This is a genomic window from Bacillus sp. FSL K6-1006 (genome assembly GCF_038593175.1).
Lineage (GTDB): Bacteria > Bacillota > Bacilli > Bacillales > Bacillaceae > Bacillus > Bacillus safensis.
In genome coordinates this window covers 3,369,572-3,383,499 of sequence record NZ_CP151970.1, presented here as the reverse complement: position 1 = coordinate 3,383,499, position 13,928 = coordinate 3,369,572, and the positions used below count along the sequence as shown (strand labels likewise).

General features: G+C 42.6%; 17 protein-coding genes. All 17 read left to right on the top strand.

Features of this window, described 5'->3' with window-relative positions; all coding sequences use genetic code 11:
* The first annotated feature begins 62 nt into the window (after positions 1–62).
* The 17 genes from spoIIR to atpD all read left to right on the top strand — a co-directional run bounded on the left by spoIIR (position 63) and on the right by atpD (position 13,906).
* Positions 63–716 (top strand): stage II sporulation protein R, encoded by a 654-nt coding sequence (spoIIR, locus tag NSS65_RS17615; RefSeq protein WP_286072021.1) that lies wholly within the window; start codon positions 63–65, stop codon positions 714–716.
* Between the two features lie 63 nt (positions 717–779).
* Positions 780–1,223, top strand: coding sequence for a hypothetical protein (locus NSS65_RS17610; RefSeq protein WP_061110189.1), 444 nt, complete (start codon positions 780–782; stop codon positions 1,221–1,223).
* A gap of 162 nt (positions 1,224–1,385) precedes the next feature.
* Complete coding sequence (locus NSS65_RS17605) at positions 1,386–2,438, top strand: L-threonylcarbamoyladenylate synthase (protein WP_120207866.1); 1,053 nt, start codon at positions 1,386–1,388, stop codon at positions 2,436–2,438.
* Positions 2,439–2,498: 60 nt separating this feature from the next.
* Positions 2,499–3,053 carry a manganese efflux pump gene (locus NSS65_RS17600; protein WP_024423735.1) on the top strand — a complete coding sequence of 185 codons (555 nt, stop codon included), beginning with the start codon at positions 2,499–2,501 and terminating at the stop codon, positions 3,051–3,053.
* A 63-nt stretch (positions 3,054–3,116) separates the two neighbouring features.
* Entirely contained in the window at positions 3,117–3,575 is a 459-nt protein-coding gene (locus tag NSS65_RS17595) for a low molecular weight protein arginine phosphatase (RefSeq protein ID WP_024423734.1), read from the top strand.
* A gap of 133 nt (positions 3,576–3,708) precedes the next feature.
* Complete coding sequence (gene rpiB / locus NSS65_RS17590; RefSeq protein WP_003214714.1) at positions 3,709–4,158, top strand: ribose 5-phosphate isomerase B; 450 nt, start codon at positions 3,709–3,711, stop codon at positions 4,156–4,158.
* Between the two features lie 12 nt (positions 4,159–4,170).
* Positions 4,171–4,710, top strand: a complete 540-nt coding sequence (locus NSS65_RS17585; RefSeq protein ID WP_034281221.1) for a TIGR01440 family protein — start codon at positions 4,171–4,173, stop codon at positions 4,708–4,710.
* A gap of 177 nt (positions 4,711–4,887) precedes the next feature.
* Complete coding sequence (gene glyA / locus NSS65_RS17580) at positions 4,888–6,135, top strand: serine hydroxymethyltransferase (protein WP_034281450.1); 1,248 nt, start codon at positions 4,888–4,890, stop codon at positions 6,133–6,135.
* A 147-nt stretch (positions 6,136–6,282) separates the two neighbouring features.
* The gene (gene upp, locus NSS65_RS17575) at positions 6,283–6,912 is read left to right on the top strand and encodes a uracil phosphoribosyltransferase (protein ID WP_003214553.1); all 630 of its coding nucleotides are present in this window, start codon (positions 6,283–6,285) and stop codon (positions 6,910–6,912) included.
* Positions 6,913–7,409: 497 nt separating this feature from the next.
* Entirely contained in the window at positions 7,410–7,793 is a 384-nt protein-coding gene (locus NSS65_RS17570) for an ATP synthase subunit I (RefSeq protein ID WP_024423731.1), read from the top strand.
* A gap of 7 nt (positions 7,794–7,800) precedes the next feature.
* A complete protein-coding gene (gene atpB, locus NSS65_RS17565; RefSeq protein ID WP_024426341.1) occupies positions 7,801–8,535 on the top strand; it encodes a F0F1 ATP synthase subunit A in 735 nt (244 codons plus the stop codon).
* A gap of 48 nt (positions 8,536–8,583) precedes the next feature.
* Positions 8,584–8,796 carry a F0F1 ATP synthase subunit C gene (gene atpE, locus NSS65_RS17560; RefSeq protein ID WP_003214968.1) on the top strand — a complete coding sequence of 71 codons (213 nt, stop codon included), beginning with the start codon at positions 8,584–8,586 and terminating at the stop codon, positions 8,794–8,796.
* A 120-nt stretch (positions 8,797–8,916) separates the two neighbouring features.
* Positions 8,917–9,438, top strand: coding sequence for a F0F1 ATP synthase subunit B (atpF, locus tag NSS65_RS17555; protein WP_034281220.1), 522 nt, complete (start codon positions 8,917–8,919; stop codon positions 9,436–9,438).
* Positions 9,435–9,980, top strand: a complete 546-nt coding sequence (locus NSS65_RS17550; RefSeq protein ID WP_061110187.1) for a F0F1 ATP synthase subunit delta — start codon at positions 9,435–9,437, stop codon at positions 9,978–9,980. The genes atpF and NSS65_RS17550 overlap by 4 nt, the downstream gene beginning before the upstream one ends.
* Positions 9,981–9,996: 16 nt before the next feature.
* The gene (gene atpA / locus NSS65_RS17545; protein WP_034281219.1) at positions 9,997–11,505 is read left to right on the top strand and encodes a F0F1 ATP synthase subunit alpha; all 1,509 of its coding nucleotides are present in this window, start codon (positions 9,997–9,999) and stop codon (positions 11,503–11,505) included.
* 88 nt (positions 11,506–11,593) lie between these two features.
* Positions 11,594–12,460, top strand: coding sequence for a F0F1 ATP synthase subunit gamma (locus tag NSS65_RS17540; RefSeq protein ID WP_024423727.1), 867 nt, complete (start codon positions 11,594–11,596; stop codon positions 12,458–12,460).
* 24 nt (positions 12,461–12,484) lie between these two features.
* The gene (gene atpD, locus NSS65_RS17535) at positions 12,485–13,906 is read left to right on the top strand and encodes a F0F1 ATP synthase subunit beta (RefSeq protein WP_024423726.1); all 1,422 of its coding nucleotides are present in this window, start codon (positions 12,485–12,487) and stop codon (positions 13,904–13,906) included.
* Positions 13,907–13,928 lie beyond the last annotated feature (22 nt).

Below are 13,928 nucleotides of genomic sequence, written 5' to 3'. Positions count from 1 at the left end.
GAGATGGGTTTCCTGGACACAATGTTTGTAGCGAAGAGAAAAAGTGGGGGGAACACACAATGTTGAAAAGTAAAACGATGATTTGTCTTTATATGTTTCTATTATTATGCGGTGCTTTTGCAAATCTTGGCAGAGAGGAGACAGCGGCTGCTTCTGCAAATCAGCCTGTTGTCATACCAGATGAAGCGATTCGATTACGCATTTTAGCAAATAGTGATCGTTCAGCGGATCAGGATGTGAAAAGAAGTATTCGTGACGAGGTCAATGCGAGTATGACAGAGTGGGTCAAAGACCTCACATCCATTGAAGAAGCAAGACGTGTCATTCGATCAAAGCTGCCAGAAATCAATCGTATCGCCAAAGCGAAATTGAAGGAACAGCACATAGATCAATCCGTATCGGTCAGTTTTCAAAAAGCTTCATTTCCAACAAAGCTCTATGGAAATTTCGTCTACCCTGCTGGGAAATATGAAGCCATTTTAATTACGCTTGGAGAAGGAGACGGAGCCAACTGGTGGTGTGTGTTATTTCCGCCGCTCTGCTTTATCGATTTTTCAAACGGAGAAGCCATCGCCTCACCAGAAGGGGAGGATGATAAACAAGTGACAGCGCAGCAAACGAAAGAGTCTGTTAATGAAGTGGTGAAAGAAGAGGAAGAAGAGACAGGTGAAGTGAAGTTCTTTTTGTTTGAATGGGTCTCTAGTCTTTTCTCTTAAAAAAGGTATAAATCGGTTTTTGCCTCATAGAGTTGAAGTAAGAGAACAAAAAGAGGTGAAAGCATGTATTATCAATTAAGAATAGCCACAGAACAAGATGTCCCGGCGATCAATGCTTTTCTTGAAAAGGGACAAGCAAAAGGCGGAGTAACGCTTGCGGAGCGAACGGCATTTGTAGTGATGGAAGATGCGGATGGTCAGCTGGCAGGCTGCTTAGGTCTTGAACAGCTCAATGAACAAGAGGGATTGCTGCGGTCTCTTGTCATATCAGATAAGCTCGGTCAGGGACACATTGTCTCTTTGTTCCAAAGTGTTCAAACGCTCGGTGAAAAAATGGGTGTGGATACTTTTTATGTCGTCGCAAACCATTCCGCTTCCCATGATTTTTTGGCATTAATGGGCTTTACGCCTTTAGAGGAAATTCCAGAAAGCATATGGAGCTCAGCACATGCAAAAGAGACATTGGGGAAAGAACAGGCTGTGGTCCTGCAAAAAAAAGGCAGTTAATCACAAAATGATGGACTTATACACATACTTATCCACTACTAAACAAGCGTTATCCACAAATTGTGGACAACGCTTGTTTTATTGATCATCATCTTTTATACTTTCAAAAGGATAATTGAGATATATCAACAGTTTTATCTTTTTTTAAAAGGAGTTTGTATGATGTTAAATACAAAAAGGTGGTCTGTGGATGTAGAAAAGGATTTATCCACATACTATCCACAAATTAAACAGGCGGCCGATCTGCTGCAGCAAAATGAAGTGGTTGCGTTCCCGACAGAGACCGTTTACGGACTCGGGGCAAATGCGAAAGAGACAGAAGCCGTTATGAAAATTTATGAAGCGAAAGGGCGTCCGAGTGATAATCCGTTGATTGTTCACATTGCGGAGGTTCAGCAGCTTCACGAATTTGCACAAATAGAAAGCGAAAAAGCGAAGGCGCTGATGGATGCCTTTTGGCCGGGCGCCTTAACCATCGTTCTTCCGTGTAAGCCGGGCACTTTATCAAAGCAGGTTACAGCAGGTTTATCCACAGTAGGTGTGAGAATGCCTGACCATCCCATTGCGCTTGAGCTGATTCGAGCAGCTGGTCTGCCAATTGCTGCACCAAGTGCCAATCGTTCGGGAAAACCTTCACCAACACAAGCTGACCATGTAGCGAGTGATCTCGAAGGGAGAATCGCTGGGATTGTGGATGGCGGTTCAACTGGAATTGGCGTTGAGTCAACGGTTGTATCCTGTGCCGGTGAGACCCCAGTGATTTTAAGACCAGGCGGAATTACAAAAGAAGCATTAGAAGAGGTCGTGGGGACGGTGAGTGTGGACCCAGGGCTGACAAAAAAGGACGAAGCGCCTGTATCGCCGGGAATGAAATACACACATTATGCACCTGAAGCCCAGATGTATATCTTTCATGGAAGTGATGAAGACATGCAGCGTCACATTCAGAAATACAAAGCTGAAGGTCTAAAAGTCGGAGTGCTGACAACAGAAGAAAAGAAATCGCTGTTTGCGGCAGATGTTGTGTACAGCTGTGGATATAGAGAAAAACCTGAAACGGTTGCTGCAAACCTTTATCGTGTACTGAGACAATTTGATGAAACAGATGTAGACTTGATTATTTCAGAAGCCTTCTCAGAGCAGGGAGTTGGTTCTGCCATTATGAACCGTCTGCAAAAAGCCGCAGGAGGGCGTACACTCCCTTCGTTCCAATAGTTCTAACCTTTCTTGGACAAACATAGGTTAAAGAAGAATGTGTGTCCAAGGGGGATTTACATGAACGAACTAGCTGGCGAATTGCTGACACTCAGCATCATGGCTTTTGCACTTGGGATGGATGCTTTTTCGGTTGGACTTGGTATGGGGATGATTCAGCTGAGGTTCCGCCAGATCATTTATATTGGACTTGTCATTGGGATATTTCATATGTTTATGCCGCTTTTTGGCATGCTGACAGGTCAGCTCTTATCCGGATGGCTCGGTCTACTTGCCACCTATATCGGCGGGGCGCTGCTTTTGGTGCTGGGACTGCAAATGATTGTTGCTTCTATCCGCAAAGAGGATAAGCCCTTTATCGCACCTGTTGGGGCTGGTCTCGTTCTTTTTGCTACAAGTGTAAGCCTAGACAGCTTCTCCGTTGGTTTAAGTCTTGGGATTTACGGTTCCCAGGTGTGGATGACTATATTATTGTTTGGTTTTTTTAGTATGCTCCTCACATGGCTCGGATTATTACTCGGTAAACAGGTTCGGTCATGGGTTGGTTCATATAGCGGCGCGCTTGGCGGAATCATTTTACTAGCCTTTGGTATCAAATTATTATTTCCGCTCTAGCCAATCTCCTTACATAACATGTAGAATGAAATGCTATATAATAGAAGAAAAGGAGGGCGAAAGATGAAAATCTTATTTGTTTGTACGGGAAATACATGCAGAAGTCCAATGGCTCAAGCCCTTTTTGCTTCAATTGCAGATGAAAAAGGTTTAGAGGTCACTGTAAAATCAGCGGGCATTTTTGCCTCCGATGAAGGAAAGGCTTCTCCTCAAGCGATCGAAGCATTATTTGAGAAAAGCATTCCACTAAATCACTCATCATCAAAATTGACAGAGGATCTTCTGCGCGAAGCTCATTACGTCTTCACGATGACGATGCAGCATAAACAGTTGATTGCGGAGCAATATGCGCATGCAAAAGGCAAGGTCTTCACTTTAAAGGAATTTGCGACAGGAACAGAAGGCGATGTATCCGATCCGTTTGGAGGAAGTCTTTCTGTTTATCAGGAAACACGAGATGAACTAGAAGCCTTACTGTATCAGCTTGCTGAGAAGCTGAAAAAAGATCATCATAATAGATAACCTGTAAAACCGTTGCCTCAACGGTTTTTCTGCTATTGTTTGCAAATCACTAGGCAGAGGTTAAAATATAACTGTAAATAAAGAATGAATGTAAGACATAACAGATCAACTCACCCTTAGGAGGAATTGCCCGATGAAAGTAGCCATTGCATCCGATCACGGCGGAACGAATATTCGTGAAGAAATCAAACAACTGATGGATGAATTGAAGATTGAATACATTGATATGGGTTGTGAATGCGGATCAGGTTCTGTAGACTACCCAGATTATGCTTTCCCTGTAGCCAATATGGTGGCAAACGGAGAAGTCGACCGCGGCATTTTAATTTGTGGGACAGGCATCGGCATGAGCATCTCAGCAAATAAAGTAAAAGGAATTCGCTGTGCATTGGCTCATGATACATTTAGTGCGAAAGCAACGAGAGAACATAATGATACGAACGTTCTTGCGATGGGAGAGCGAGTGATTGGGCCAGGATTAGCACGTGAGATTGCGCACATTTGGCTGACGACAGAGTTTACAGCAGGACGCCATGCTGTGCGGATTGGCAAAATTGCTGATTACGAAGAAAAGCACCTATAAGGAGCGCTTAACATGAACATTGGTCAAGATTGGCTTGAAATGTTAAAAGAGTTTCATCAAACAGTTGAATTGCGTGCCGGGCAAATCTTAGTCATTGGCTGCAGTACGTCAGAAGTGGCTGGTGAGCATATTGGTACTGCAGGAAGTGAGCAAATTGCTGCCTCTATCTATCAAGAATTGGATCAGTTAAGACGAGAGACCGGCATCGAGCTCGCCTTTCAATGCTGTGAACATCTAAATCGTGCCCTTGTTGTTGAAGAAGAAGCGGCTTTCCGTTTTAACCTGGAGATCGTAGCTGCAGTACCTGTCCGCAAGGCGGGTGGTTCGATGGCGGCTCATGCTTATCAGCAAATGGAACATCCTGTATTAGTCGAATGCATTGAGGCACATGCTGGAATTGATATCGGCGATACGTTAATTGGGATGCACTTAAAGAGAGTCGCTGTACCTGTCCGCCTCAGTCGTCATCGATTAGGACATGCACATGTGACTTTTGCGAAAACGCGTCCGAAGCTGATTGGCGGAGAACGAGCCGTTTATACAAGATCATAGCTTCGATATATTTCTAATATAATGTTGAATGATGAAGACGCTTTACCACTTGAATATTCGGGTTTTCATAAAAAAGAAGTCGATTTTCCAAAAAAAACTTTTACATTTTACTCAAAAACCGTGTACAATGAGATGGTGAAAACATCGAATGGAAATAGATTGGAGAGGATTTCGCTGATGAAACATTTACCTGAGCAAGACGCACAAGTATTCAAAGCAATTCAACTAGAGCGGAAACGCCAGCAGGACAAAATCGAATTAATTGCATCAGAAAACTTCGTAAGCGAAGCAGTCATGGAAGCACAGGGCTCTGTATTAACTAACAAATACGCTGAGGGCTATCCTGGTAAACGCTACTATGGCGGCTGTGAACATGTAGACGTTGTGGAAGATATCGCACGTGACCGCGCAAAAGAAATTTTTGGCGCTGAGTATGTGAACGTACAGCCTCACTCAGGTGCTCAAGCGAACATGGCCGTATACTTTACAATTCTTGAGCATGGCGATACAGTACTGGGCATGAACTTATCACATGGCGGGCATTTAACACACGGAAGCCCTGTAAACTTTAGTGGTGTACAGTACAACTTTGTAGAATATGGTGTAGATAAAGAAACTCAGCATATCGACTATCAAGATGTACTTGAAAAAGCACGTGAACATAAGCCGAAACTTATCGTTGCGGGTGCAAGTGCATACCCACGTCAAATTGATTTCAAAAAGTTCCGTGAGATTGCTGATGAAGTCGGTGCTTACTTTATGGTCGACATGGCTCACATTGCTGGTCTTGTTGCAGCAGGTCTTCATCCAAATCCAGTTCCTTACGCAGATTTTGTGACAACGACAACTCACAAAACATTACGCGGACCTCGCGGCGGAATGATTCTATGCCGTGAAGAGTTTGGTAAAAAGATCGACAAATCGATTTTCCCTGGTATTCAAGGTGGACCACTGATGCATGTCATCTCTGCAAAAGCTGTTTCTTTCGGTGAAGTATTGAACGGAGATTTCAAAACATATGCACAAAACGTCATTGATAATGCAAAACAACTAGCTGAAACTCTTTTATCTGAAGATATTCAGCTTGTATCTGGCGGAACAGATAACCATCTTGTTCTCATCGACTTGCGTTCTCTTGGCATCACAGGAAAAATTGCAGAAAACGTTCTTGATGAAATCGGTATTACAGTGAACAAAAATGCAATTCCTTATGATCCAGAGAAACCATTTGTCACAAGTGGTGTACGTGTAGGTACAGCAGCAGTAACAAGCCGCGGTTTTGATCAAGAAGCGATGAAAGAAGTCGGTTCCATTATTGCACTTGCGCTAAAGCATCATGAAGATGAAGCGAAATTAGAAGAGGCGAAAAAGCGTGTATCTGATCTTACGGCCCGTTTCCCTCTATATAACGAATTAGATTATTAAAAAACAGACCCATTTGCCTATATTTGGCATGTGGGTTTTTTTTGTAGGATTTGCGAATCATATTGAAAGATGATGTCTTTTTATGTAGAATTGTAGGAAGTGTGCAAAGTTCACCGGAAGATGACAGAAAAGGAGTTGTAGCAAGCAATGGCAAAGGTTTATGTATTTGATCACCCGCTTATTCAGCACAAACTTACATATATTCGTGACGTTCATACAGGAACTAAAGAATTTAGAGAGCTAGTGGATGAAGTCGCAACATTAATGGCATTTGAAATCACAAGAGATTTACCGCTTGAAGAGGTAGATGTAGAAACACCTGTACAAGTAGCGAAATCAAACGTGATCTCAGGGAAGAAACTCGGTGTTGTGCCAATTTTAAGAGCAGGTCTTGGAATGGTAGACGGGATTTTGAAACTCATTCCAGCTGCTAAAGTGGGACATGTTGGTTTATACCGTGATCCGAAAACATTAAAGCCTGTTGAATATTATGTGAAGCTTCCATCTGATGTGGAAGAACGTGAATTTATCGTAGTAGACCCAATGCTTGCAACTGGCGGCTCAGCAGTCGAAGCGTTAAACAGCTTGAAAAAACGCGGTGCGAAAAACATTCGCTTTATGTGTCTGATTGCTGCCCCTGAAGGTGTAGAGGAAATGCAAAAGCATCATCCAGATGTTGATATCTACATTGCAGCATTAGATGAGAAACTAAACGAAAAAGGTTACATCATCCCAGGTCTTGGTGATGCTGGTGACCGTATGTACGGAACGAAATAAGAAAGTCTTAATAAAAGCCCACATGCAAACGTGCATGTGGGCTTTTTGAAATATATGACAAACGGTTGATACCGTTCTTAGAAAAATCAATGTATACTGAACATTGGCTGTTTTTTTCAATGATTGTCACATCTCTCCTAAAGTTTGATGAAATTGTGAACATTTTGTGTGCTCTATCACTATAGAAAAGTTTTTTAACTTTCAACCGATTGACACATCATAGACGCTATTGTATGCTAAACGAGGGTATTATGGTAAGGTTTTCATAGCCTATAGCACTCTACTAATCCTCATTGTGAACCCTTTAATAATCAGGGTTTGTATCAACGAATGAAGCAGCATCCCATAGATCTAAAGATTTCAAGTCTGATTGTGCAATTAGACCGATGGGTGATTGATTTTTTTCGAATAGGACGGCTTATCATAAGCGTCTTCTACGCAGTTTTCATCACCATTTATCACCTTTTTTACAATACTTTTCATCGGGAGTCAGATGAATGAACGATCCAAACGCGATTTTCCGCAGACAGAGTAAATACATGTTCTATCTATTGGCAATTTTTGTGTTTGGCTATGCCATGCCTGGTTTTAAACCACTGTTTCTTGGTTTCATTATCGGCACAATTTTTGCTTTCTTTAATTTATTCCTACTTATACGGAGAATGCACGCTTTTGATCGAGCGGTTAAAAAAGGAAAATCCATTCGTTCAATGGGAAGTACAGCCAGGTGGGCCAACGCGATTCTCGCAGTAGCGATTGCTTGGCGTTACCCTAATGAAGTTCATCTGGCAGGTGTTGTTATAGGATTAATGACAATATATCCTGTCATTATGATAGATTCCTTCATTCAACTTAAACGTTCTACTATGGAAGAGAGGTGAATACTCTTTGGGTCACAGTTCAAAAACTACAGAATTTTTAGGGTTAACGTTCAACTTATCCAATGTTCTCATGATTACGATTGCTAGTATCATCGTTCTTCTCATAGCGGTGCTGACTACTCGTGTTCTGTCTATTCGTCCGACTAAGGCGCAGAACTTCATGGAATGGATCGTTGATTTTGTTCGAAATATCATAGGTAGTTCGATGGACATGAAAACAGGAGCCCCATTTCTAGCGCTTGGCGTTACATTACTCATGTACATATTTGTTTCAAACATGCTTGGACTGCCGTTCTCGATTACGGTCGATCACAACTTGTGGTGGAAATCACCAACTGCTGATCCTGCAATCACAATGACACTAGCAATTATGGTCATGGGACTTACACACTTCTACGGTGTCAAGGCAAAAGGAGTCAAGGAATATACGAAAGACTACTTTAGACCAATTCCGCTTTTAGTACCATTGAAACTTATTGAAGAATTTGCAAACACGCTAACACTTGGTTTGCGTCTTTACGGAAATATTTTCGCTGGAGAGATTCTTCTTGGGTTACTTGCAGGACTTGCGACCAATTTCTACACGCAAAATATTGCGCTTGGTATCGTTGGTACATTAGGTGCCATCGTGCCGATGATTGTATGGCAGGCATTCAGTTTGTTTGTCGGAACAATCCAGGCATTTATCTTCACCATGCTGACAATGGTGTACATTTCCCATAAAGTCAGCGACGAACACTAAAAAATTGAGAGTCCAAAAAGGACGTTATTTTAAAGGAGGAGCTTTTTAATGAATTTAATAGCAGCAGCAATTGCAATCGGTTTAGGAGCACTAGGAGCAGGTATTGGTAACGGTCTAATCGTATCTAAAACAGTTGAAGGAATCGCTCGTCAGCCAGAAGCTGGTAGAGAACTAAGAACACTTATGTTCATCGGGGTCGCTTTAGTTGAGGCACTTCCAATTATCGCTGTCGTTATCGCATTCTTGGCATTCTTTGGTTAATATGTGAGAAGCGTTCTAATATGAATTTTAATGGCGAAGATCAGATTAGTTCGAAACTTCGCCATTCCTTTATGTTTTGTTTCTTAACATATTATTTAAAGAAGGGAGTTGCCGTACTAAATGTCTCAGTTACCAGTGGTTTTAGGAGCAGGGGGCTTAAGCTTCAACGCCGGTGATATGTTATTTCAGCTTATCGCTATGCTCATCTTGCTTGCACTTTTAAAGAAATTTGCGCTTAAGCCTTTATTAGGGATTATGAAACAGCGTGAAGATTATATAGGAAATGAAATTTCAAGTGCTGAAGAAAAGCACGTTCAAGCTGAAAAGCTTCTTGAAGAACAACGTGTCTTATTGAAAGAAGCACGCGAAGAATCACATACACTCATCGAAAATGCGAAAAAGATTGGTGAGAAACAAAAAGAAGAGATCATTCAAGCAGCACGTCAAGAATCAGAGCGCTTGAAAGAGTCTGCTAGAACTGAAATCGTGAAAGAAAAAGAACAAGCTGTGGCTGCACTGCGTGAGCAGGTTGCATCACTATCTGTGCTGATTGCGTCTAAAGTGATTGAAAAAGAACTTGATGAGCAGGCACAAGAGAAATTGATTCAAGAGTACCTTAAAGAGGCAGGCGAAAGCCGATGAGCGTAACTATTGTCTCTAAGCGTTACGCTTCTGCTCTTTTTGACATCGTTCTTGCTTCTTCGGCAGTAGACGAAACTGAAAAAGAGCTGAATGAGATCAAAAAAGTTCTAAAGGCTGATCAAGAACTCAATGACTTCCTTGTTCATCCAAAGATTACTGCAGACAAAAAGAAACAGTTGATTACAGAAGCTTTCAAAGGTGTTTCTACTTATGTATTGCACACAATGTATTTACTGATTGACCGCGGACGCACGAATATTTTCTCTGAAATGACGTCGGAGTTTGTGAAACTTGCAAACCGCACGAAACAAATAGACGATGCGGTCGTGTATTCAGTGAAGCCGCTGAGCGGTGCTGAAATTCAATCTTTATCTGAAGTATTTGCCAAAAAAGCCGGAGTCACATCACTGCGTGTTGAAAATGTGATTGACAAGGATCTAATAGGCGGAGTGAAAATCCGTATCGGAAACCGCATTTATGACGGCAGTGTCAGCGGAAAGCTTTCCCGCATTGAACGTCAGCTTGCAGGCGAAAATCGTTAGAAGGGGTGAAACCTTAGTGAGTATCAAAGCTGAAGAGATTAGCGCGCTGATAAAGCAGCAAATCCAAAACTATCAATCAGAAATTGAAGTAAAAGATGTCGGTACAGTCATTCAAGTAGGGGACGGTATCGCGCGTGTACATGGCCTTGACAACATTATGGCAGGAGAGCTGGTTGAGTTCTCTAACGGTGTAATGGGTATGGCTCAAAACCTTGAGGAGTCTAACGTAGGTATCGTTATTTTAGGACCTTACAAAGATATCCGCGAAGGTGACGACGTAAAACGTACAGGTCGTATCATGGAGGTTCCAGTAGGTGAAGAGTTAATCGGACGTATTGTGAACCCGCTTGGTCAGCCTGTTGATGGACTAGGTCCAATCTTAACAAGCAAAACACGTCCAATCGAAAGTGAAGCACCTGGCGTTATGGATCGTAAATCTGTACATGAGCCGCTTCAAACAGGAATTAAAGCAATTGATGCCTTGATTCCAATCGGCCGCGGACAGCGTGAATTGATCATTGGTGACCGTCAAACAGGTAAAACATCTGTTGCAATCGATACAATTCTAAACCAAAAAGATCAAGACATGATCTGTATTTATGTAGCTATCGGACAAAAAGAATCTACGGTTCGTGGTGTTGTTGAAACACTTCGTAAGCATGGTGCGCTTGACTACACAATCGTTGTCACAGCTTCTGCATCACAGCCGGCTCCACTTCTTTACCTTGCTCCTTATGCAGGTGTAACGATGGGTGAGGAATTCATGTATAACGGCAAGCATGTACTTGTTGTCTATGATGACCTTTCTAAACAAGCGGCAGCTTACCGTGAGCTTTCATTATTGCTTCGTCGTCCTCCAGGTCGTGAGGCATTCCCTGGTGATGTTTTCTATCTTCACTCTCGTTTATTAGAACGTGCAGCGAAGCTTAGTGACGCAAAGGGTGGCGGTTCTATCACAGCATTGCCTTTCGTAGAAACGCAGGCTGGCGATATCTCTGCATATATCCCAACAAACGTTATTTCAATCACAGATGGACAGATTTTCTTACAATCTGACCTCTTCTTCTCAGGCGTACGTCCAGCGGTAAACGCAGGATTGTCTGTATCCCGTGTAGGTGGTTCTGCACAAATCAAAGCGATGAAAAAGGTAGCAGGTACACTTCGTCTGGATCTTGCTTCTTATCGTGAGCTTGAAGCATTCGCTCAGTTTGGATCTGATCTAGACCAAGCCACTCAAGCGAAATTAAACCGTGGTGCAAGAACAGTTGAAGTCTTAAAACAAGACTTGAACAAACCGCTTAAAGTTGAAAAACAAGTAGCGATTCTTTACGCACTAACAAGAGGATATTTAGACGATGTAGCCATTGCTGATGTTAAACGTTTTGAAGCTGAGTTATTCTTGTACATTGAAGAAAACCATAAAGGCTTGTTTGACACAATCTCTCAAACAGGAAATATGCCTGCTGATGAAGAGTGGAAGACAGCAATCGAAGGCTTTAAACGTACGTTTGCACCAAGCAACTAATTAGTAATCTTTCCGAGAGAAAAAGATTCTCTTTTTCTCTCTTTTCACGTAAATGAACACGGATTCCTGAAAAAAGGTGGTGAAATCTTTGGCCTCATTACGCGATATAAAGTCAAGGATCACGTCAACGAAAAAATCGAGTCAGATCACAAAAGCGATGCAAATGGTATCAGCTGCGAAACTGAATCGTGCTGAAAACAATGCGAAGTCTTTTGTTCCTTACATGGAGAAAATCCAGGAAGTGGTTGCTGCAATCGCAACTGGAACAAGTGCTAAGCACCCAATGCTTCTTTCAAGACCTGTCAAGAAAACAGGGTATCTCGTCATTACATCTGATCGAGGGCTTGCAGGACCTTTTAACAGCTCGATTTTGCGTGCCGCTTACCAAACCATTCAATCTCGTCATCAATCCGCTGATGAATATGCGGTGATTGTCATTGGTAAAATCGGACGCGACTTCTTCAAAAAGCGTGGTATTCCAGTTATTTCTGAAGTAACAGGGCTTGGAGACGAAGTAGCGTTTGCTGATATTAAAGAATTAGCAAGCAGTACAGTTCAAATGTTCTCTGATGAAGCGTTTGACGAACTTTATATGTTCTACAACCACTTTGTCAGTGCGATTTCACAAGAAGTAACAGAGAAGAAATTATTGCCGCTAACGGACCTTTCGGCCGCAGCGACACCAAATAAACGTTCCGCATCTTATGAGTTTGAGCCTTCTGAAGAAGAAATTCTTGAAGTTCTCCTTCCTCAATATGCAGAGAGTTTGATTTTCGGTGCGCTTCTTGACAGCAAAGCAAGTGAACATGCTGCAAGAATGACAGCAATGAAGAGTGCAACAGACAACGCAAAAGAATTGATCGACAGCCTGACACTCTCTTACAACCGTGCTCGTCAAGCAGCGATTACACAAGAGATTACAGAAATTGTCGGCGGAGCAGCTGCCTTAGAATAGAAATAATTGTCAGGAGGGAATGCAATGAAAACAGGACGCATCAGTCAGATCATGGGACCAGTCGTAGACGTTCGTTTTGAAGACGGTCACTTGCCTGAGATTTATAATGCGATCAAAGTTTCGCATAAAGCGGAAAGCGAAAGTGAAGTTGATATCGACTTAACTTTAGAAGTAGCACTACATTTAGGTGACGATACAGTGAGAACCATCGCAATGGCATCAACAGACGGTGTGAAGCGCGGTATGGAAGCTGTAGACCTTGGAAAACCAATTTCAGTACCAGTTGGTAACGTAACACTTGGACGTGTATTCAACGTACTGGGAGATAACATTGACTTAGATGAGCCACTTGGTGTGGAAGCTCAAAGAGATCCAATCCACAGACAAGCGCCTTCTTTTGATCAACTTTCTACAGAAGTTGAAATTCTTGAAACAGGTATCAAAGTTGTTGACCTGCTTGCTCCTTACATCAAAGGTGGAAAGATCGGTCTATTCGGTGGAGCTGGTGTAGGTAAAACCGTTCTGATTCAAGAATTGATCAACAACATCGCACAAGAACACGGCGGTATTTCTGTATTCGCTGGTGTTGGAGAGCGTACACGTGAAGGAAACGACCTTTACTACGAAATGAAAGATTCTGGCGTTATCGAAAAAACAGCCATGGTCTTCGGTCAAATGAACGAGCCGCCAGGTGCACGTATGCGTGTTGCCCTAACTGGTTTGACAATGGCAGAGCATTTCCGTGATGAACAAGGTCAAGACGTATTGTTCTTCATCGATAATATCTATCGCTTTACACAAGCAGGTTCTGAAGTATCAGCCCTTCTTGGACGTATGCCTTCAGCGGTAGGTTATCAGCCGACACTTGCAACAGAGATGGGTCAGCTGCAAGAACGTATCACGTCTACAAACGTAGGATCGGTTACATCGATTCAAGCGATCTATGTACCTGCGGATGACTATACGGATCCAGCTCCAGCAACGACATTCGCTCACCTTGATGCAACGACAAACCTTGAGCGTAAGCTGACTGAAATGGGTATTTACCCAGCGGTTGATCCTCTTGCTTCAACATCTCGTGCACTTGCACCTGAGATCGTTGGTGAAGAGCATTATGCGATTGCGCGTGAAGTGCAGCAAACATTGCAGCGTTATAAAGAGCTTCAAGATATTATTGCCATTTTAGGTATGGATGAATTATCTGAGGACGATAAGCTTGTGGTACACAGAGCGCGTCGTATTCAATTCTTCCTATCTCAAAACTTCCACGTAGCAGAGCAGTTCACTGGCCAAAAGGGTTCTTATGTGCCATTGAAAGAAACTGTTAAAGGCTTCAAGGAAATCTTGTCTGGTAAATACGATCACCTTCCAGAAGATGCATTCCGCTTAGTTGGACGCATTGAAGAAGTGATTGAAAAAGCCAAAGAGATGGGTGTAGAGGCCTAATCTGGTCCTTAGGAGGGTAAAA

Coding starts and splice junctions, on each gene's coding strand:
- NSS65_RS17610 (WP_061110189.1), top strand. CDS start 780: ATGTATTATCAATTAAGAATAGCCACAGAACAAGATGTCCCGGCGATC.
- NSS65_RS17605 (WP_120207866.1), top strand. CDS start 1,386: ATGTTAAATACAAAAAGGTGGTCTGTGGATGTAGAAAAGGATTTATCC.
- NSS65_RS17600 (WP_024423735.1), top strand. CDS start 2,499: ATGAACGAACTAGCTGGCGAATTGCTGACACTCAGCATCATGGCTTTT.
- NSS65_RS17595 (WP_024423734.1), top strand. CDS start 3,117: ATGAAAATCTTATTTGTTTGTACGGGAAATACATGCAGAAGTCCAATG.
- rpiB (WP_003214714.1), top strand. CDS start 3,709: ATGAAAGTAGCCATTGCATCCGATCACGGCGGAACGAATATTCGTGAA.
- NSS65_RS17585 (WP_034281221.1), top strand. CDS start 4,171: ATGAACATTGGTCAAGATTGGCTTGAAATGTTAAAAGAGTTTCATCAA.
- glyA (WP_034281450.1), top strand. CDS start 4,888: ATGAAACATTTACCTGAGCAAGACGCACAAGTATTCAAAGCAATTCAA.
- upp (WP_003214553.1), top strand. CDS start 6,283: ATGGCAAAGGTTTATGTATTTGATCACCCGCTTATTCAGCACAAACTT.
- NSS65_RS17570 (WP_024423731.1), top strand. CDS start 7,410: ATGAACGATCCAAACGCGATTTTCCGCAGACAGAGTAAATACATGTTC.
- atpE (WP_003214968.1), top strand. CDS start 8,584: ATGAATTTAATAGCAGCAGCAATTGCAATCGGTTTAGGAGCACTAGGA.
- atpF (WP_034281220.1), top strand. CDS start 8,917: ATGTCTCAGTTACCAGTGGTTTTAGGAGCAGGGGGCTTAAGCTTCAAC.
- NSS65_RS17550 (WP_061110187.1), top strand. CDS start 9,435: ATGAGCGTAACTATTGTCTCTAAGCGTTACGCTTCTGCTCTTTTTGAC.
- atpD (WP_024423726.1), top strand. CDS start 12,485: ATGAAAACAGGACGCATCAGTCAGATCATGGGACCAGTCGTAGACGTT.